The sequence below is a fragment of the Variovorax saccharolyticus genome (assembly GCF_030316765.1).
Classification (GTDB): Bacteria; Pseudomonadota; Gammaproteobacteria; order Burkholderiales; family Burkholderiaceae_C; genus Variovorax; species Variovorax saccharolyticus.
Map to the genome: position 1 here is coordinate 50,921 of NZ_JASZYT010000018.1, position 19,322 is coordinate 70,242.

The following is a 19,322-nucleotide window of genomic DNA, read 5'->3' on the forward strand; positions in this document are numbered from 1 at the left end:
GCGCGGCCGATAATCGCGGCCGATGCCTGAACACTCTTCCCCCACAACGCCGGGCGCCGGCGCCATCACCGATGTCGCCGGCATCGAAGTCGGCCACTACAGCGACCCGCGCCGGCCCACCGGCTGCACCGTGATCCTCGCGCGCGAAGGCGCGGTCGCGGGCGTCGACGTGCGCGGCGCGGCACCCGGCACCCGCGAGACCGACCTGCTGGCCCCGGGCAACCTGGTTCAGCAGGTCCATGCCGTGATGCTGGCCGGCGGCAGCGCCTGGGGCCTGGCCGCCGCGGATGGCGCCATGCGCTGGCTCGAGGAGCGGGGCGTCGGGCTCGACGTCCGCTTCGGCACGCTGCCGATCGTCCCGGCCGCCGTGCTGTTCGACCTGCCGGTCGGCGACGCCCGCATCCGGCCCGACGCCGATGCCGGCTATGCCGCCTGCGCGGCGGCTTCCCGCGCGGCGCCGGCCGAGGGCAACGTGGGCGCCGGCAGCGGCGCGCTGGTGGGCAAGCTGTTCGGCATCGATCGGGCCATGAAGGGCGGCATCGGCACCGCATCGGTCACGGTCAACGGCGTCACGGTCGGCGCGCTGATCGCCTGCAACGCGCTCGGCGACGTCATCGACCCGAACACCGCGCAAGTCGTCGCCGGGGCGCGCACGGAGGATGGCAGCGCCCTGCTCGACATCCGCCGCGCCCTGCTGCGCGGCGACTTGCCGAAGCCGCTCCTGGCCGGCACCAACACCACGCTGGGCGTGGTCGCCACCGACGCGGTGCTGTCCAAGGTGCAGGCCAACCGGCTCGCCGCGGTCGCGCACGACGGCCTGGCGCGGGCGATCAATCCGGTCCACACGATGAGCGACGGCGACACGCTGTTCGCGCTGGCGACCGGCCGCGTGCCCCTGGAGGGCGACGCGCCCGGCATGACGGTGCTCGGCACCATGGCGGCCGAAGCGGTGGCGCTGGCGACCGTGCGCGCGGTGCGCGCGGCACGCTCGGTGCGCATCGGCGACAGCTATTTTCCGGCCGCCGCGGACCTGTCCTGAACGCCCCTGACGGAAGACATAGCGCAAAGGGCAGCGGCGTGCGCCGACACGACGCCGATCAGCAGCAGCGCGCCCAGCCCCGCATACAGCAGCAGCTTGACCGGCGAGATCAGGGTGAACAGGTCGCGGCCGGCGATCAGCAGCAGCAGCGCGACCGCGAGCGACGCCACGAGCATCCTGGCGGCGAACAGCAGACGGATCTTGAGCTTCTTCATGATCCCGTCATTGGGCCCGCACATCGCGCTGCGCTCAATAAGACGGGCGGACGAATTGACGCCTCGGCCAGGCCTTGGTATGCGCGGGCAGCGCGCGCGCCCGGCATGCGCTTTGTAACCAGCCGGGCGCGGAAAGCACAGACAATCCCGCTGCCGCGTCCGCGGCGTCCTCGAGCCCTGTTCCAAACCGCTGCCGCATGCCCCAAGCCATCCGCCTGTTCCTGTTGTCGATCCGCGACCTGATTGCCTCCGCCGGGCCCGTCATCTTCCTCGTCATCGCCTTGCTGGTCGCCGCCTACTGGTGGCTGCAGCCGCAGCCGCCGAAGCGGGTCGTGATGGCCACCGGCCCCGCCGGCAGCGCCTATGCCGGCTTCGGCAAGCGCTACGCCGAAGCCCTCAAGACGCATGGCATCGAGGTCGAACTGAAAGCCACCGATGGCTCGCTGGACAACCTCGAACTGCTGCGCAGCGACGCCGCCGACGTCGCCTTCGTGCGCGGTGGCAGCACCGATCCGGTGAAGGACGAGCAAGGTGGACTGACCTCGCTCGGCAGCCTGTTCTTCGAGCCGCTGTGGTTCTTCTACCGCACCGACGCTGCGAAGCGGATCGATCGCAAGACCGGCACGCTGACTTCGCTGCCCCAGCTGAAGGGCTTGCGCATCAACGTCGACAAGGCCGGCAGCGGCGTGCCCGACATCATGGACCGGATGTTCCGCGCCAACCACATGGACCCGGCCACGCTGGACCTGTCGAACCTCGAGCAGACGCCCGCCACGGAAGCGCTGCAGGCCGGCCTGCTCGACGTCATCGTGCTGGCCTCGGCACCGCAGTCGCCGCTGGTCCAGAAGCTGCTGCGCGCGCCCGACATCCAGCTGATGGACTTCGCCCAGAGCGACGCCTATTCGCGGCGCTTTCCCTTCCTGCAGCCCGTGACCCTGCCGCGCGGCGTGGTCGACCTCGCGGCCGACCTGCCGTCCCACGATGTCTCGCTGCTGGCCGCCACCACCTCGCTGCTGTCGCGCGAAGAAACCCACCCCGCGCTGCGCCAGCTGTTCGCGCAGACCGCCCAGACCCTGCACGGCGGCGCGGGCTGGTTCAACCGGGCGCGCGACTTCCCCAACACCCGCACCAGCGAACTGCCCGTGAGCCCCGAGGGCGATCGCGCGATCAACGGCACGCCGCCGTTCTGGCAGCGCTACCTGCCGTTCTGGGCCAGCAACCTCGTGGAGCGCATGTGGCTGGTGCTGGGCGGCCTGCTGGTGCTGATGCTGCCGCTGTCGCGCGTGGTGCCGCCGCTCTACCAGTTCCGCGTGCGGCGCCGCGTGTTCCGCTGGTATGCGCGGCTGCGCGAGGTCGAGCACAAGCTGGACGCCGGGGCCGGCGACACCGATGCGCTGCTGAAGGAACTGGCCGAGCTCGATCGGGTGGTCAACAAGGTCGCGGTGCCGCTGTCCTATGCCGACGAGCTCTATGCGTTGCGCAACAACATCCACGCGGTGCGCAAGCGGGTGTTGGCGAGCGGGTCGCGCGACGGCGCGACTGCCGATGCTGCGACTGCCTCGGCCTGAAGGCCGTCACTGGGTCTGAATCCGCAACAACTTGCCGTTGCTGCTGTCGGTCAGAAGATAAAGCCAGCCGTCGGGCCCCTGCCTGACATCGCGGATGCGCTCGCCGCGCTCGGCCAGCAGCCGCTCGCGGGCGACCACGGTGTTACCTTCGAGCACCAGCCGCCACAGCGCGGTGCCGGCCAGCGCGCCGACGAAGAGATTGCCCTTCCAGGCGGGCAACGCATCGCCGGTGTAGAAGGCCATGCCGCTCGGCGCGATCGACGACTTCTGCGTGCCTGGCGTCCAGGCCGTGCCGTCGATCTTTTCCCAGTAGGTCAGCGGCTGCTCGAGGCCCGTCTTGGCGCTGCCTTCGCCCACCTGCGCGAGCGTGCCGTACTCCTGCCCGTAGCTGATGACGGGCCAGCCGTAGTTGCGCCCCGGCAGGGTCAGGTTGATCTCGTCTCCGCCCTGCGGACCGTGTTCGCTGGTCCAGAGATCGCCGGTCGCCGGGTGCAGCGCCGCGCCCTGCGGATTGCGATGGCCGTAGCTCCAGATGTGCGGCTGCGCGCCCGCCACCGCGGCGAAGGGATTGCCCGGCGCCGGCGCGCCGTCGGTGGTGATGCGCACCACCTTGCCGTTGCCGCGCGACAGGTCCTGCGCAAAGCCGCGCTGGGTATCGAGCAGGCGCTCGCCGAGCGTCACGAACAGATGGCCGTTGCGATCGAAGGCCAGCCGGGACCCGTAGTGCGCCGTGCTGTCGACCTTGGGCGACTGCCGGTAGATGACGCTCAGGTTGACGAGGACGCGGTTGGCCGCGTCCAGTTCGGCGCGTGCGACCGCGGTTCCGTTGAGGCTAGTGTTGGTGCTGTCCCGCTCGGCGAACGAGATGTAGATCCGGCGATTGCCCGCAAAGCCGGGATCGACCGCGATGTCGAGCAAGCCGCCCTGCCCCACCGCCGCCACCGCAGGCAGGCCGGCGACCTGGTCGGCGCCGCCGTTGACCGGCGAGCCGTCGGCATTGCGCAGCCGCAGCAGTCCGCCGCGCTGGGTGATCAGCATCCGGCCATCGGGCAGGAAGGCCAGGCCCCAGGGGGCGTCGAGGCCGGTCGCCAGTTCGGTGACCTTGGTCGCCATCGGCGCCGGAGGCACCGTGCCCGTGCTCTGCGCGGCGACACTGATGTCGGGCTGCGAGGGCGGGTTCGCCGGCGTCGGCGACCCCGTGGCACCGACGCCGAAGGCGGACACCGACACGCCGGCGCCGCCGCCACCGCCGCCGCAAGAGGCCAGGGCCGCCAGGCCCAGCGCCAGAAGATACCGAGTCGCCGCTGCCATCGCATGCTCCTTCGGAAGGGGCGCTGCGACGCGCCCCGGGGGTGGTTGTTGCGCTACTTCAGCGCCTTGAAGCGCATCCGGTGCGGCTTGGCACCTTCTTCGCCCAGTCGCTTCTTCTTGTCGGCTTCGTACTCCTGGTAGTTGCCGTTGAAGAAGGTCCACTGGCTGTCGCCCTCGGCCGCCAGGATGTGGGTCGCGATGCGGTCGAGGAACCAGCGGTCATGGCTGATCACCAGTACCGAGCCGGCGAACTCGAGCAGCGCGTCTTCGAGCGCGCGCAGCGTTTCCACGTCGAGGTCGTTCGACGGTTCGTCGAGCATCAGCACGTTGCCGCCCGCGATCAGCGTCTTGGCCAGGTGCAGCCGCCCGCGTTCACCGCCCGACAGCGTGCCGACCTTCTTCTGCTGGTCGGCGCCGTTGAAGTTGAAGCGCCCGGCATAGGCCCGGCTGGCCATCTGGAACTTGCCGACGTTGATGATGTCGAGGCCGTTCGAGATGTCTTCCCAGACCGTCTTCTCGTTGCCGAGCGCATCGCGGCTCTGGTCGACGAAGGCCATCTTCACCGTCTGGCCGATCACCACTTCGCCGCTGTCCGGCGTTTCCTTGCCGGCGATCAGCTTGAACAGCGTCGACTTGCCGGCGCCGTTCGGGCCGATGATGCCGACGATCGCGCCGGCCGGGATCTCGAAGCTCAGGTTGTCGATCAGCACGCGGTCGCCGAAGGACTTGGTGACGTTCTTGAACTCGATCACCTGGTTGCCCAGGCGCTCGGCGACGGGAATGAAGATTTCCTGCGTCTCGTTGCGCTTCTGGTATTCGAAATCGCTCAGCTCCTCGAAGCGGGCCAGGCGCGACTTGCTCTTCGCCTGGCGCGCCTTCGGGTTCTGGCGCGACCATTCGAGTTCCTTCTTCAGGGCCTTGGCATGGGCTTCTTCGCTCTTCTGCTCCTGCGCCAGGCGTTCGCCCTTCTGCTCGAGCCAGGTGCTGTAGTTGCCCTTCCATGGAATGCCGCGGCCGCGGTCCAGTTCGAGAATCCACTCGGCCGCGTTGTCGAGGAAGTAGCGATCGTGGGTGATGGCGACCACGGTGCCGGGGAAGCGCTGCAGGAAGACTTCGAGCCACTCGACCGATTCGGCGTCCAGGTGGTTGGTCGGTTCGTCGAGCAGCAGCATGTCGGGCTTGGACAGCAGCAGGCGGCACAGCGCCACGCGGCGCTTCTCGCCGCCCGACAGCACGCCGATGTTGGCGTCCCACGGCGGCAGGCGCAGCGCGTCGGCGGCGATCTCGAGCTGGTGCTCGGAATCGGTGCCGGCGGTGGCGATGATGGCTTCGAGCTCGGCCTGCTCGGCCGCCAGGGCGTCGAAGTCGGCGTCTTCGGCGCCATAGGCCACGTAGACCTCTTCGAGCCGTGCCTTGGCCGCGTAGACCGCGCCCATGGCTTCCTCGACCGACTCGCGCACCGTGTGGGCAGCGTTCAGCTTGGGTTCCTGCTCGAGGTAGCCGATCGTGAGACCGGGCATCGGCAGCGCCTCGCCCTCGATCTCCTTGTCGATCCCGGCCATGATCTTCAGCAGCGAGGACTTGCCCGAGCCGTTCAGGCCGAGCACGCCGATCTTGGCGCCGGGGAAAAACGACAGGGAAATGTCCTTCAAGATCTGCCGTTTGGGCGGCACGGTCTTGCTGACCTTGTTCATGGTGTAGACGTACTGGGCCATGTTTATCTTTGCTTCGGTGAAATGAGTTTGAGCTTCGGGAAATAGGTCTTGTAGCGAGCGCTGTCGCGCGACACGAGGGTGCAGTCCATCAGCTGCGCATGCGCGCCGATGTAGAAATCCGGCAGCAGCGACGCCCGCGTGCCACCGGCCTTCCGGTACCTGTGGAATGCCATCGCCGCGTTTCGCGCCGCTGCGTAAGGCAGTTCCAGCCGTTCATAGAGCCGCGCGGGCAGCGCCGCATCGACATCGCGATCAGAATTGAAATAGACCGACACCTCGGCATAGATCAGCGGATTGATCGCCAGTTTGCCACGACCGAGGCAGTCGCTGATCGCGGCGGCCGACCAGTCCATCCAACGGGGGTCCTCGTGGATGACGTCAATCAGCACATTGCTGTCGATCAGGAAGGTTTCAAGGCCTTCAGCGTTCGCCACGCGTCATCTCCAGCCATTCGTCGGCCGTGAGGCCGATCTTCGAGTTGGCGCTGCCACGCAGCAGCGCGATCGCCTCCTCGGCCGGGGTGGTCGTGCGCTTGACCGGCTTGACGATGATCTGCTTGTTGCGGAACTCGAATTCCACCTCGTCATAGGGCTTCAGCCCCGCGAGTTCACGGATGTTCTGGGGAATGGTCACCTGACCCTTGGAAGTCAGTCGCACGCGGCACTCCTGGTAATACTTCAACGGTAAGAGTCTAACCGATGGGGCCGGGGCGCGGCCTTTCGAAGGGCGATCCAGCGCTTCGTGCGATAATCGCATCTGTTGCCGGGTCCAGTTGCCCGCAACGCCGGCTCTCCGCCGGGGACGAAGAAGGCCTTTTTCCAGGGTTTTCCGGCTCCCACTCCTGACCCATCCGCCCTTACTGGCTCGACGTCCGATGTGACGCCCGAGCGGGTGGATACCACTGCGCCGTGTAGGGCGCTTATTGAACTCAATGAACTTTGATGAACTGAAGCTGGCCCCGGCCATCTTGAAGGCCGTGCATGAGCAGGGCTACGAAACGCCGACGCCGATCCAGGCCCAGGCCATTCCGGCCGTGCTCGACGGCCACGACCTGCTGGGCGGCGCCCAGACCGGCACCGGCAAGACCGCTGCCTTCACCCTCCCCCTGCTGCACAAGCTCACGATGAGCCGCAGCGCCACCAACAAGTTCGGCGGCACCGGCATCCGTGCCCTGGTGCTGACCCCCACGCGCGAACTCGCGGCCCAGGTCGAGGAATCGGTCCGCACCTACGGCAAGTACCTCCAGCTGACCTCGACCGTGATCTTCGGCGGCGTCGGCATGAACCCGCAGATCAGCAAGCTCAAGAGCGGCGTCGACATCCTCGTGGCCACCCCGGGCCGCCTGCTCGACCTGCAGCAGCAAGGCATGCTCGACCTGTCGACCGTGCAGATGCTGGTGCTCGACGAAGCCGACCGCATGCTCGACATGGGCTTCATCCACGACGTCAAGAAGATCCTCGCGCTGGTGCCCCGCGAAAAGCAGAGCCTGCTGTTCTCGGCCACCTTCAGCGACGAGATCCGCGACCTCGCGGCCACGCTGCTCAAGAACCCGCAGAGCATCCAGGTCACGCCGCGCAACACCACGGTGCAACGCATCACGCAGGTGATCCACCCGGTCGGCCGCGGCAAGAAGAAGGCGCTGCTCGCCCACATCATCAACGAGCACAAGTGGAGCCAGGTGCTGGTCTTCACCCGCACCAAGTTCGGCGCCAACAGCGTGGCCGAGTTCCTGACCAAGAACGGCATCGAAGCGATGGCGCTGCACGGCAACAAGAGCCAGAGCGCCCGCACGCAGGCGCTGGCCGGCTTCAAGAGCGGCGACATCCGCGCCCTGGTGGCGACCGACATCGCGGCCCGCGGCATCGACATCGACGAGCTGCCGCACGTGGTCAATTACGAGATCCCGAACGTCAGCGAAGACTACGTGCACCGCATCGGCCGCACCGGCCGCGCCGGTTCGAGCGGCGAGGCCGTGAGCTTCGTCTGCCTCGACGAAGAAGGCTTCATGCAGGAGATCGAACGCTTCACCAAGCAGCAGATCCCGGTCCAGGTCATCGACGGCTTCGGTCCCGAGGACGGCGAACGCGCCGAGCCGATCGCCATGGGTCGCCAGACGATCTGGGGCGGCGCCGGCCGTCCGCCGAGCCGCGAAGTGATGCAGGCGGCGGCCAAGGCCGCACGCACCGAGATGATGCAGCGCATCCGCGAGAACAAGGCGGGACAAGGCGAGCGCAGTGGTGGCGGTGGCGGCGGTGGCGGCAATGGCGGTGGCCAGCGCCGCGGCGGTGGCCAGGGCCAGGGCGCGCCGGCCGGCCGCAGCGCCAACGGCGGCGGCGGCCAAGGCCCCCGTGGCCAGGGCGGCCGCGGCCAGGGCCCGGCACGCGGACCGCAAGGACCGGCGCGCGCGCCGCACCATGCGCCGACGCACCATCAGAACCATCTGCCGCATGAAGAGCGCCAGCCGCGCCATCACGGCAACAGCCACAGCCCGACCCAAGCCGATGCGGTGGCGCACCTGCGCGCCGAAGCGGTGGCCGGCGGCGACGGCCAGCCCGATCCGTTGCGCACCAGCGTCGACAGCCTGGGCGGCCGCGGCCGTCGTGGCGGCGGTGGCGGCTACGGCGGCAACCGTTCCGGCGGCGGTGGCCGTTCGGGTGGCGGCGGTCGCTCGGGTGGCGGCTACGGTGGCGGTGGTGGCTACGGCGGTGGCGGCGGTGGCCGCTCCTTCGGCCGCTGATCCTCGGCGGCGATCCGCAGGATGAACAAAGGGCGCTCCGGCGCCCTTTTTCTTTGGCCTTAAGCTCCGGGCATGCATGCCTTGAAGCTTCGCCACGCCCTCCTCGTCCTGCTGGCCGCCGCTGTCGTGATCGGCAGCTGGTGGGTTCCGGCCGACCGCGCCGCGCGCGAGCAGGTCACCGGCGGCCTGACGCGCGCGCTGACCGTCTTCGCCGCGGCACGGGCCCTCGGCGCGGTGATCTCGGTCGCCCAAGGCACCCAGCTCGATGTCAAGCCGGTCGGCGTCGGCGTCAGCTTCGCGCCCGGCCAGGCGCTGCAGCCGCTGAACGAATTCATCGACCAGTTCGCCACCGTGATGCTGGTGGCCAGCGTGTCCTTCGGCATTCAGCTGCTGCTGCTCGAGATCGGCACCCACTGGGTGGTGTCCGCCCTGCTGAGCGCGGCGGTCGCGGGCGCCGTCCTGCTGAGCTGGCGCGGCGCGAACACCGCACGATGGCTGCGGCCGGCGCTGATCATGCTGCTGATGCTGCGCTTCGCGGTGCCGATGGCCGCGCTGGCCAACGGCGCACTGCACAAGGTCTTCATGGAGGACGGCTACCGGGCCGAACTGGCGAGCATCGAACGCTCGCCGGCTACCGTGCTGGGACGCGCCGGGGCGCCGGCCGCCAACGGCGAAGGGCTCGCCGCCCGCCTGCGCCAGTGGGTGCCGGATCTGGACGCGATGCGCGCCGCCTACGACTCGATCCAGAAGGCCGCGGCCGACTGGAGCCTGACGATCGTCAAGCTGATCTCGCTGTTCATCCTGCAGACCGTGCTGCTGCCGGTGATCTTCCTGTGGCTGGCCTGGCGCTTCGCGCGCGCGCTGGCCTCGCGCCTGATGGCGCCGATCGCCACCGCCTGAACGCGCTCAGGCCAGGCGGGCGCCGCTCTGGCGGTCGAACAGGTGCACGCTCTCGCTGCCGATCACCAGCCCCACCATCTGGTCCGGCTGGGCATCGACCCGGCCATGCACCGCGAGGATCAGCTGCGCCCCGCCGACCTCGACCAGCAGTTCGGTCTCGGCGCCGGTCGGCTCGACCACGATCACCTTGGCCGGCACGCCGCTCGATGCGTCGGTCAGCGTGATGTCGCCCGGCCGCACGCCATAGTGCACCGCCTGCCCGTCGCCGGCCGAGGTTCCGGCCGGCGCCGGCCACGAGGCGCCCTGCGCCTCGACCCGGCATTGCCCATTGGCGCGCCGCACCGTGCCTTCGAGCACGTTCATCGACGGCGAGCCGATGAACTGGGCAACGAACAGGTTGTCGGGCCGGTCGTAGAGCTCGAGCGGCGTGCCGATCTGCTCGACCGCGCCGTCGTGCATCACGACGATGCGGTCGGCCATCGTCATCGCCTCGATCTGGTCGTGGGTGACATAGACGGTGGTGGTCTTGAGGCGCTGGTGCAGCGCCTTGATCTCGGCGCGCATCGCGACCCGCAGCTTGGCGTCGAGATTGGACAAGGGCTCGTCGAACAGGAAGACCTTGGGGTCGCGCACGATCGCCCGCCCCATGGCGACGCGCTGCCGCTGCCCGCCCGACAGCTCGCGCGGATAGCGTCCGAGCAGCTGGTCGAGGTTGAGGATCTTCGCGGCATCGGCCACGCGCTTGTCGGTGAGCGCCTTCTCGGCCTTGCGCAGCCGCAGGCTGAAGCCCATGTTCTCGCCGACCGTCATGTGCGGGTACAGCGCGTAGCTCTGGAACACCATCGCGATGTCCCGGTCCTTGGATTCGAGCTCGTTGACGACGCGGCCGTCGATCATGATCTGGCCGCCGCTGATGTCCTCCAGGCCGGCCAGCATGCGCAGCAACGTCGACTTGCCGCAGCCCGAGGGCCCGACCAGCACCACGAACTCGCCGTCCTCGATCTCGAAGCCCAGGCGCTCGATGATGCGGGTCTTGCCGTAGGACTTCTGGACATCCCGAAAAGTGACTGAAGCCATGTTGTCTTGTTCCCTTCCGGATCAGCTCTTGACCGCGCCAGCGGTGATGCCGCCGACCATGTAACGCTTGAACGTGTAGTAGATGGCCGCCGGCGGCAGCGCGTAGATGAGGCCAGTCGCCATCAGCAGTTCCCAGGGCGAATCGTCGGCAGCGAGGAAGTTGCCGAGCGCCACCGCGAGCGTCACGCTGCGGTCGTTCGACAGCAGCAGGAAGGCGTAGAGGTACTCGTTCCAGGCCAGCAGCAGCGCATAGGTGCCGACCGCCACCAGCGAAGGCACCATCAGCGGCAGGTAGACCAGCCGGAACAGCTGCAGCGGCGAAGCGCCATCCATGCGCGCGGCCTCGTCGAGCTCGTAGGGCAGCTTGTCCGAGGCCTGCTTGAGCACCCAGATGCAGTACGGCGAGGCGATGGTCACCATCGCGAGGATCAGCGCCCACTGGCTGTTGAGCAGCCCGTAGTTGCCCATGGTCTTGTACATCGGCACGGCCAGGAACGCGGCCGGGATGAAGTACGTGAACAGCGCCATGTTCATGACCGTGCGCCCGCCGCGCACGCGCAGCCGGCTGATCGCGAAGGCCGCGGTGGTGGCGACGAAGAGGGTCAGCACGCCGACCGCGACCGCGATGAACAGCGAGTTGCCGAGCTGCACCCAGAAGTGGTCGAGGTAGAAGTGCTGCCGCCGGAACACCGTGCTGAAGTTGTCGAAGGTCGGCGAGGTCGGCCACAGCCGGCCGCTGGTCGCGGTGCCGCGCGGCGAGATCGCGAACAGCACCATGTGGTAGATCGGGATCAGCGTCCAGAGCAGCACCGGGATGCCGATCAGCAGCAGCTTGGCTTCGGTGCCGACTGCCTTGAGGGTCCAGCGCCTGCGGCTCATTTCGACAACCTCTTCATCATGAAATACACCAGCGGCAGCACCAGCGGCATGGCCACCACGATCGACGCCATCGACAGGTCGACCTGGTCGAGCCGCAGATAGCGGATGCCGAGCGTCGCCAGCACGTGCGTGAGGTCGGCCGGACCGCCGCCGGTCAGCAGGTAGACGCTGTTGAAGTCGCCTAGCGTCCAGATCATCGAAAGGATCAGCGAAGTGACGTAGAGCGTGCGCAGCGCCGGCCAGCTGATGAAGCGGAACTTCTGCCACGAGCTCGCGCCGTCGACCGATGCCGCCTCGTATTGCTCGCCCGGGATCGCGAGCCGCCCCGCGACCAGGATCAGGGTCCAGAAGGGCAGCGACTTCCAGATGTGCATCAGCATCGCGAAGCACAGCGCCAGGGTCGGGTCGTTGAGCCAGTTGGGCCCGTCGAGGCCGGTCAGGCGGAAGATGGTGGTGTTGATCACGCCCCACTCGGGATTGAGCATGAAGCGCACCGAGAGAATGGTCGGGATCGACGGCACCGCCCAGGGCAGGATGAAGATCCCGGCGAGGATCTTGATCCACCAGCGCGACTGCACGAAGAAGCCCGACAGCACCAGCGCCACGAGCATCTTGACGTTGATCGCGACCACCAGAAAGATGATCGTGTTGATCACCGAGCGGAAGAAGATCGGGTCTTCGGCCAGGTGCACGTAGCTCTGCGGATGGCGCGCCAGCCAGAGGCCGTAGCACACCGGATAGAGCACGAAGACGACGAACACCAGCAGGTAGGGAACGACCATCAGCCGCCCCCAGAACTGCCAGCGCCCGAGCTTCGCGGGGGACGTCGCGGCGCTGCCGGCCACGGTCACGGCGTTGGCTGTGGAACTCATGGTCGGCTGCCGCTTCAGGTCAACGTGCGACCGTCTTGATGCGCTCGATCATCTCGTCGACCGCCTTGTCCACCGGCACCTTGTCGCTCACGACGCGGTTCATCGCCTTGGCCCACACGTTCTCGTTGTTCAGGATCGTGAACTTGTAGTTCTTGGTGAATTCGAAGGTCACGGTGCCCGCCGCGTACTGGTTGAAGACCGACTTGCGGTGCGAGTCCGCTTGCCAGAACGGGCTCGCCTGGCCGGCCTTGGTCACCGGGAACCAGCGCCCGAGCGAGCCTTCGACGTAGGGCGTGAGGTTCTCTTCCTGCATCAGGAAGGCCACGAATTCCTTGGCGCGCGCCTTGTTCTTGGCGTCCTTGAACACCACGCCGGTCTTCACGGCCGTGCGATAGACCATCTTGCTGCCGTCCGGCTTGGACGGGAAGCCGGCGGTGCGGATGCGCTCGAAGTAGTTCTTCTTGGCTTCCTCGCGCTGCTCCGGCGTGAGCGAGGCGTTGTTCGAGTCGTCGAGCCACTTCGCCGGCAGCGAGATGGTCGCGTTGTGCGTCATCGTGATGGTCTTGTTGTGGAAGGCGACGTTGTTGTCCGGGTCCTTCCAGCTCGTCGACGACGGCGGCGTGCAGCCCTTCTGGTAGGGCGCCACGTAGTCGGTCATGGCGCTGATCAGGCCGGCGCGCACGGCCGGGTCGTCGACCAGCAGCTTGCCGCTGTCGTTCACCATCTTGACGTTGTAGGCATCGGCGAAGGTCAGGAACGAATAGAACGAGTCGCTCGAGTCGACGCCCATCGGCATGCCGATGCCGAAGGTGCGCTTGCCGCTCTTCTGGCGGCTCGCCGGCTGGACCTTCTCGCACCAGAACGACCAGTAGTCCTTCCAGGTGGTCGGGACGTCGGACTCCTTGAATCCCGCCTCGGCCAGCATGTCGACCCAGTAGTTGATGTGCATCGTCTGCTGCTTGATCGGGAAGGCGTAGTAGGCCTTCGCCTTCGTCTGGTCGTTGTAGAGGAAGGTGGTCTCGACCGTGTTCGGCGCAAAGCGGGCCTGCATCGGCGAGATCACGCTGCTGATGTCCTCAAGCTTGCCTTCGAAGGCCCATTTGCCGGTGACCTGGAAGTCATAGACGTCGGCATAGGCGACATCGGGCGGGCTGCCCGAGTCGAGCGCCGAGACGGTCTTCGGGATCATGTCCTGCACCGGGTACTGCGAGAGCTCGATCTTGACGTTCTTGTGCTTGTCCTCGAACTTCTTGATGGCGGCGAACAATGCATCGTCCTCGGCCTTGTAGAAGCCCTTGACCCACCAGACGGTGAGCTTCTCCTGCGCCGAAGCCTGGCCGGCGACGGCAAGGCCCATGGCCATCAGCGCCGGGACCACGAGTGCTTTGAATTTCATATCGCTTGTCTCCTTCTTCTTGCAACGGAACAGCTCGGTGCGCGAGCGGGTGGGATGGAACTCGATGGGAAGCGTCAGGCCGCGGCTCGCAGGCGGGGCGGCGGTCGCGACAGGCGCGGCAGTTCGCGGCGCGATCCCAGCACCTCGTCGATGTCCTCGCGCGCGCCGTCGATCAGCTTGATGATGGCGCGCTCGGCGCGCGCCGGATTGCGGGCGATGACCGCATCGAGCACCGCGCGGTGCATCGGCAGCGACTGCGCGGGGCCGTCCTTCTTGATGGTGGAGATCTCGAAGCTGGTGCGCAGGAGCGCGTGCAGCGCCTTGCTCATCTGCGCCAGCATGCGATTGCGCGCGCTGCGCAGCAGCCCGTTGTGAAAGCGCAGGTCGAAGCTGACGTAGTCGCCGCCGAACTCGACCGCGTGCTTCATGCCGGCGTAGGCGGCCTCGATCTCCTCGATGTCCTCGGCCGTGGCGCGTTCGGCTGCCAGCCGTACAGCGGCCGGTTCGACCGCCCGCCGCAGGTCCTGCAGGTCGCGCAGGAACTCGGGCGTGAGGCCGGCCCGGGCCTGCCAGGTGATCACGTCGGGATCGAACCAGTTCCAGTGCTCGTCGGGCAGCACGCGGGTGCCGAGCTTGGGTCCGGTGACGATCAGGCCCTTGGCGACCAGCGACTTCACGGCCTCGCGCACCACGGTGCGGCTGACGCCCAGGGCCTCGCACAGCTGGGGCTCGGCCGGCATCGGCGTGCCGACCGCGTACTGGCGCGAGACGATCGCCTCTCCCAGCAGGTCGAGCGTGCGGCCGTGGGTGTTCTTGGCCATCGGGCGTGCGCTCAGGCGTCGACCGGCGTCAACAGCGGCTGTCCCGTGAAATGCGCATGCAGGTTGTCGAACACCAGCTGGCCCATGGCTTCGCGGGTCTGCCGGGTGCCGCTGCCGATGTGCGGCGTCAGCACCACGTTGGGCAGCGCACGCAGCGCCTCGGGCACGTTCGGCTCGTTGGCGAAGACATCGAGGCCGGCGCCGGCGATCGTGCCGTGGCGCAGCGCGTCGATCAGCGCGTCCTGGTCGACCACGCTGCCGCGGGCGACATTGATCAGGTAGCCCTCGGAGCCCAGCGCACTCAGGACGCGGGCATCGATCAGGCCCTTGGTGCCGGCACCGCCGGGCGTGATCACGATCAGGAAATCGACCGCCGCGGCCAGCGCGACCGGATCGGGATGGTAGGTGTAGGGGATGCCCGCGCGCGGCGAACGCGCGGTGTAGGCGATGCTCATCTTGAAGGCCAGCGCGCGCTCGGCGATCGCCTGGCCGATGCGGCCCATGCCGACGATGCCGAGCCGGCCGCCCGTCACCTTGCGGCTCAAGGCGATCGGGCCATGCGTCCATTCGTTGGCGCGCACGAAGCGGTCGGCCTGCGGGATGCGGCGCGCCGCGGCGATCAGCAGCCCGATGGCGAGGTCGGCCACGTCGTCGTTGAGCACCGCCGGCGTGTTGGTGACCGGCACGCCGCGCTCGTGCGCGGCCGGGACGTCAACGCCGTCGTAGCCGACGCCGAAGACCGAGATCACTTCCAGCGCCGGCATCTGCGCGATCAGCTCGCGCGGAACCTTGGCCTCGCCGTTGGCGACCACGCCGCGGATTCGCGGCGCCACCGCGGCGAAGGCCGCGGGGTCGCTGACATGGATGCGGTCATGCAGCGTGTAGTGCTGGCGCAGTTGATCGAGCAGGAAGGGCATCAACGGCGCTACGAGCAGCAGCTCGGGCTGTCCGGCTTTTTCTGAGGTCACTGTGTCTCCTGCTGGAACCGCGCTTGGCGCATGTAGCGCCCTTCGCCGAAACGGTCGAAGAGCCCTGCCGAATCAAATCATATGATGATTGAAATGGCGGCCCCGCAGGACAAACCCTGATGGCGCAGCGAAGGCTAGGAGGTCGTGTTCGCGGCCCGCTTCACGAAGCGGCCGGCGCGCGCACCGGTCGCGCGCCCTTCTGCGGTGTAGCTCAGAACCCCGTTGACCCAGACCCGCTCGATGCCTTCGCTGAACTCGCGCGGCTGCTCGAAGGTGGCGCCGTCCTTCACGCGCAGCGGATCGAAAAGAACCACGTCGGCCATGTAGCCGGCCTTGAGCAGGCCGCGCTCGCCGATGCGAAAACGTGCCGCCGACAGGCCGGTCATCTTGTGCACTGCCTGCTCGAGCCGCAGCAGCCCCTTCTCGCGCCAGTAGTTCGCGAGCACGCGCGGGAACGCACCCCAGAGCCGGGGATGCGGGCGCTCGTCGTGCGGCAGGCCGTCGGAGCCGATCATCGCGAGCGGATGCGCCATCACGCGCTGCACGTCGTCCTCGCGCATCTGGAAGTAGCAGGCATTGCCCGGCTTGAGCCGCAGCGCGGCCTCCTGCTGCGAGACGCCCCACTCCGCCGCGATGTCGGCCAGGTAGCGCCCGCCGACCTCGGGGTGCGGCTGGCTGCCGGTGATCAGGATGTCGATGATGCCGTCGACCAGGTCCTCGCGCAGCACCGTCGAGCCGGCGGTGTACGGGTACACGTCCATGCCGATCTCCTGGGTGCGCGCGAGCTCCTCGATCAGCGGCAGGGTCTCGAGCGTGCGGCCCCAGTTGGCCGGGCCGGCGCACTTGTGGTGCGAGATCACCAGCGGCAGGCCGGACTGGCGCGCGGTCAGCGCGGCCTCCTGCAGCGCGGGCAGGATGCCGGCCAGCTCGTCGCGGATATGGGTCGCATAGACGCCGCCGTTGCGCGCCGCCACGCTGGCGACCGCGACCAGCTCCTCGACGTCGGCGGCGAAGGCTTCCTCGTAGAACACGCCGGACGACAGGCCCAGTGCCCCGGCGTCCATCGCCTCCTGCATGTCGGCCGCCATCGCCGCGCGCTCGGAGGCATTGGCGGCACGGTCGAGCACAGGCATGTGGCGCATGCGCAGCGCCGTATGGCCCAGCAGCGCCGCGACGTTGACCGCGGGCCGCGCCGCATCCACCGCCTGGGCGTAGGCACGCATCGTGGCATGGCGGAACTGGCCCCGGCCCAGCAGCGACAGCGGCGCCGGCGGCGCGCCGGTGACCATCGGTGCGAGCGAGATGCCGCAGTTGCCGACGATCACGGTGGTCACGCCCTGCGAGATCTTCGGCAGCATGTCGGCCTTCTCGATCGCGGCCGCGTCGTCGTGCGTATGAACGTCGATGAAGCCCGGCGCGATCACCAGGCCGCTGCAGTCGATCTCGTCCACCGCGCCTTGCGCGCGCAGCTGCGAGAGCATCTCGGGCGCCGTCTGCCCGGGTGCGGCGACCGACACGATGCGTTCGCCCGCCAGCAGCAGATCGCCGGTCCAGCCGGGCGTGTCGCTGCCGTCGACGATGGTGCCGCCCTTGAGCAGCGTGGGACGGGCTGGGTCTTGCGGCGTCATGATGAGGGATCGTCCAGTGTTTCGGAGGCGCCCGAGAATTCTGCGCTGTCGAAGCCATGCTTGTGCAGCAATTGCTTGAATTGCTGCAGCCCGCGCGTGGCGACCGGGCCGAGCTTCTGCGCCAGGCGCACCATCAGGATCTCGATCACCACGAGGTGCGCGAGGTAGGCCTCGGTGCCCACGCGCATCACGGCGTCCTGCGGCACCGACACCGCGATCACCAGGTCGGCGATCTCCGCCAGCTGGGTGTCGGGCTGGGTCAGCGCCACCACCGTGGCGCCCTGCGAACGGGCGAAGCGCGCGGCCTCCAGCGTGTAGGGCATGCGGCCCACGTGCGAGATCACGAAGGCGACGCCGTCGGGGCCGAGCGTGCTGGCCGAGACCAGCTGCTGGTGCGCATCGAAGATCGCGTTGGAAGTGCGGCCGAGCCGGAACAGGCGGCTCTGCAGCTCGTTGGCCATGAAGGTCGAAGCCGCGCCGACCGAATAGCAGTCGATGCGCCGGGCTTCGGCCAGCCGGCTCGCGACCCGGTCGAGCACATCGACGTCGAGGCGCCGTCCGAGCTCGGTCAGCGAAGACACGGCCGCATGGATGATCTTGCTCGCGACGTCGCCGGCGCTGTCGTCGGCCAGCACGCTGCGGTGCAGGTACGAGCCCGTGACCGCGAGGTCCTGCGCCAGCGCCAGCATGAACTCGCGCACCGATTCGAAGCCGAAGCTGCGGCAGGTGCGCACGATGGTCGGCATCGACACGCCGGCCTGCTGCGCGAGCTGCTCGACCGTGGCGGCGACGGCAGCGCGCGGGTCGTCGAGCACGCACTGCACCACGCTGCGCTGGGCAGCCGGCAGCTCGGCCATGCGCTCGCGCAGGCGCTGCAGGAGATGGACGGAGGCGTCGGGGATCGCAGCCATCAGAAGCGCGTGCTGATGGCGCCCGTGACCGCCAGGTCGTCCTCGACCAGCGCCAGCCAGCGCCATTTGTCGAAGGTGGTGCAGGGGTGCGAGATGCCGAGCGCCACCCGGTCGCCGACCTGCGGCACCGTGCCCGCGGGATCGAAGTGCAGGTAGGCGTGCTGGTCGTTGAGGGCGCTGATCTTCCAGCCGGCGGGCGCTTCGGTGGCTGCGCGCGCGCCGCGCGGCGCATGGCGCACCGGAATCGGCATCTCCAGGTCGTACGAGATGTCGCGGCGGCCGCAGGTCAGCAGCGCCAGTCCGGGTTCGGGCACGGACTGCACCATGGCCCAGACCTCGAGCGCCGCACGCAACGAGGCGTCCAGCCCTTCGCGCTGCTCGATTTGCTTCAGGAAACGCGCGTAGTTGCCGTTGTCGTGCGTGATGTAGCAGCCCGATCGCAGGACGCCCTGCACCGGCCGCGACAAGCCCTGCGCACGCAGCAGCGGCACGACCAGGTCGAAGACCGCCGAGCCGCCGGCGGTCAGCATCACGCTGGCGTCGCCGAAGAGATCCTCGGCGTCGCATCGACGGGCGACCTCCAGCACGCGGCCCACGAAGGCCGTGACCTCGCGCGCGTCGTGCACGCTGTCGCAGCGGGCCAGTCCGCCCTCGTAGCACTCGATGCCGCCCAGCCGGACCACCGGCGAGCGCGAGATCGCCGCGGCCAGCGCGAGCGCCTCCTCGAGCGTGCGGCAGCCGGTGCGCTGGCCGGGAATGCCGATTTCCAGCAGCACGTCGAAGCGGCGCCGGCTCTGGCGCCGCCGTGCCCAGTCCTCGATCAGGGCCAGCTGCGCCAGCGAGTCGACCAGGAACCACACCCGCAGGTCGCTGTGGCCGGCGAGCAGCATGTCCAGGCCGTCGAGGTCGGCGTCGCACAGCACCTGGTTGGCGATGATCGCGTTGCGGGCACCCGCTTCGACGCCGACGGCCAGCTGGAAGATGGTCGCGAAGGTCATGCCCCAGGCCCCGCCGGCGAGTTGCAGCGCGAACAGCTCGGGCGACATGGTGGTCTTGCCGTGCGGCGCCAGCGCGATGTCCTTGCGCCGGGCGAAGTCCTGCATCCAGGCGATGTTGTGCGCGAGCGCGGAACGGCTGACGACGGCCAGCGGATACGCCAGGTCGTCGGCCAGCACGTTCCATCCCTTGCCGCCGATGTCGGCCGCGCGGCACGGCGTGGCCTCCAGCGGGTAGCTCTTGCTGCAATGGTCGAGGATCGGGTCAGGGGTCATGGTTGGGCAGAGGT

General features: G+C 68.5%; 18 protein-coding genes. 4 read left to right on the top strand and 14 right to left on the bottom strand.

What is annotated here, in order from left to right:
• The first annotated feature begins 22 nt into the window (after positions 1-22).
• A complete protein-coding gene (locus tag QTI45_RS33715) occupies positions 23-1,039 on the top strand; it encodes a P1 family peptidase (RefSeq protein ID WP_286657441.1) in 1,017 nt (338 codons plus the stop codon).
• Here the strand turns inward: QTI45_RS33715 and QTI45_RS33720 are convergent.
• On the bottom strand, positions 1,009-1,254 hold the full coding sequence (locus QTI45_RS33720) for a hypothetical protein (RefSeq protein WP_286657442.1): 246 nt from the start codon (positions 1,252-1,254) through the stop codon (positions 1,009-1,011). The genes QTI45_RS33715 and QTI45_RS33720 overlap by 31 nt on opposite strands.
• A 197-nt stretch (positions 1,255-1,451) precedes the next feature.
• Here QTI45_RS33720 and QTI45_RS33725 point away from each other — a divergent pair, with 197 nt between their 5' ends.
• On the top strand, positions 1,452-2,822 hold the full coding sequence (locus QTI45_RS33725; RefSeq protein WP_286657443.1) for a TAXI family TRAP transporter solute-binding subunit: 1,371 nt from the start codon (positions 1,452-1,454) through the stop codon (positions 2,820-2,822).
• A 6-nt stretch (positions 2,823-2,828) separates the two neighbouring features.
• Here the strand turns inward: QTI45_RS33725 and QTI45_RS33730 are convergent, their stop codons facing one another.
• Genes QTI45_RS33730 through QTI45_RS33745 form a run of 4 tightly spaced genes read right to left on the bottom strand, consistent with a single transcriptional unit; the run spans position 2,829 to position 6,505 of the window.
• Complete coding sequence (locus QTI45_RS33730; protein WP_286657444.1) at positions 2,829-4,133, bottom strand: PQQ-dependent sugar dehydrogenase; 1,305 nt, start codon at positions 4,131-4,133, stop codon at positions 2,829-2,831.
• A gap of 53 nt (positions 4,134-4,186) precedes the next feature.
• On the bottom strand, positions 4,187-5,848 hold the full coding sequence (gene ettA / locus QTI45_RS33735; RefSeq protein ID WP_286372682.1) for an energy-dependent translational throttle protein EttA: 1,662 nt from the start codon (positions 5,846-5,848) through the stop codon (positions 4,187-4,189).
• Between the two features lie 2 nt (positions 5,849-5,850).
• Entirely contained in the window at positions 5,851-6,282 is a 432-nt protein-coding gene (locus QTI45_RS33740; RefSeq protein ID WP_286372683.1) for a type II toxin-antitoxin system VapC family toxin, read from the bottom strand.
• A complete protein-coding gene (locus tag QTI45_RS33745) occupies positions 6,269-6,505 on the bottom strand; it encodes an AbrB/MazE/SpoVT family DNA-binding domain-containing protein (protein WP_286372684.1) in 237 nt (78 codons plus the stop codon). Before QTI45_RS33745 ends, QTI45_RS33740 begins: the two co-directional genes overlap by 14 nt.
• Before the next feature lie 274 nt (positions 6,506-6,779).
• On the opposite strand from QTI45_RS33745, the gene QTI45_RS33750 reads away from it, so the two are divergent.
• Both QTI45_RS33750 and QTI45_RS33755 read left to right on the top strand, forming a co-directional pair.
• Positions 6,780-8,585 (top strand): DEAD/DEAH box helicase, encoded by a 1,806-nt coding sequence (locus QTI45_RS33750; protein WP_286657445.1) that lies wholly within the window; start codon positions 6,780-6,782, stop codon positions 8,583-8,585.
• Positions 8,586-8,657: 72 nt separating this feature from the next.
• Positions 8,658-9,485 (top strand): hypothetical protein, encoded by an 828-nt coding sequence (locus QTI45_RS33755; protein WP_286657446.1) that lies wholly within the window; start codon positions 8,658-8,660, stop codon positions 9,483-9,485.
• Positions 9,486-9,491: 6 nt separating this feature from the next.
• Here the strand turns inward: QTI45_RS33755 and QTI45_RS33760 are convergent, their stop codons facing one another.
• The 9 genes from QTI45_RS33760 to QTI45_RS33800 form a co-directional block, all read right to left on the bottom strand.
• Positions 9,492-10,562: an ABC transporter ATP-binding protein gene (locus QTI45_RS33760; RefSeq protein ID WP_286657447.1), complete on the bottom strand. Its 1,071-nt coding sequence runs from the start codon at positions 10,560-10,562 to the stop codon at positions 9,492-9,494.
• 21 nt (positions 10,563-10,583) lie between these two features.
• On the bottom strand, positions 10,584-11,441 hold the full coding sequence (locus tag QTI45_RS33765; protein ID WP_286657448.1) for a carbohydrate ABC transporter permease: 858 nt from the start codon (positions 11,439-11,441) through the stop codon (positions 10,584-10,586).
• On the bottom strand, positions 11,438-12,313 hold the full coding sequence (locus QTI45_RS33770; protein ID WP_286657449.1) for a carbohydrate ABC transporter permease: 876 nt from the start codon (positions 12,311-12,313) through the stop codon (positions 11,438-11,440). Before QTI45_RS33770 ends, QTI45_RS33765 begins: the two co-directional genes overlap by 4 nt.
• A 19-nt stretch (positions 12,314-12,332) precedes the next feature.
• Positions 12,333-13,709 (bottom strand): ABC transporter substrate-binding protein, encoded by a 1,377-nt coding sequence (locus tag QTI45_RS33775; RefSeq protein ID WP_286372690.1) that lies wholly within the window; start codon positions 13,707-13,709, stop codon positions 12,333-12,335.
• A 74-nt stretch (positions 13,710-13,783) separates the two neighbouring features.
• Positions 13,784-14,530 carry a FadR/GntR family transcriptional regulator gene (locus QTI45_RS33780; protein ID WP_286657450.1) on the bottom strand — a complete coding sequence of 249 codons (747 nt, stop codon included), beginning with the start codon at positions 14,528-14,530 and terminating at the stop codon, positions 13,784-13,786.
• Positions 14,531-14,541: 11 nt separating this feature from the next.
• Positions 14,542-15,498, bottom strand: coding sequence for a 2-hydroxyacid dehydrogenase (locus QTI45_RS33785; protein ID WP_286657451.1), 957 nt, complete (start codon positions 15,496-15,498; stop codon positions 14,542-14,544).
• A gap of 134 nt (positions 15,499-15,632) precedes the next feature.
• On the bottom strand, positions 15,633-17,126 hold the full coding sequence (locus QTI45_RS33790) for an N-acyl-D-amino-acid deacylase family protein (protein WP_286657452.1): 1,494 nt from the start codon (positions 17,124-17,126) through the stop codon (positions 15,633-15,635).
• Positions 17,123-18,037 carry a MurR/RpiR family transcriptional regulator gene (locus tag QTI45_RS33795; protein ID WP_286372694.1) on the bottom strand — a complete coding sequence of 305 codons (915 nt, stop codon included), beginning with the start codon at positions 18,035-18,037 and terminating at the stop codon, positions 17,123-17,125. Before QTI45_RS33795 ends, QTI45_RS33790 begins: the two co-directional genes overlap by 4 nt.
• Positions 18,037-19,308 carry an amino acid deaminase gene (locus QTI45_RS33800; protein ID WP_286657453.1) on the bottom strand — a complete coding sequence of 424 codons (1,272 nt, stop codon included), beginning with the start codon at positions 19,306-19,308 and terminating at the stop codon, positions 18,037-18,039. Before QTI45_RS33800 ends, QTI45_RS33795 begins: the two co-directional genes overlap by 1 nt.
• Positions 19,309-19,322 lie beyond the last annotated feature (14 nt).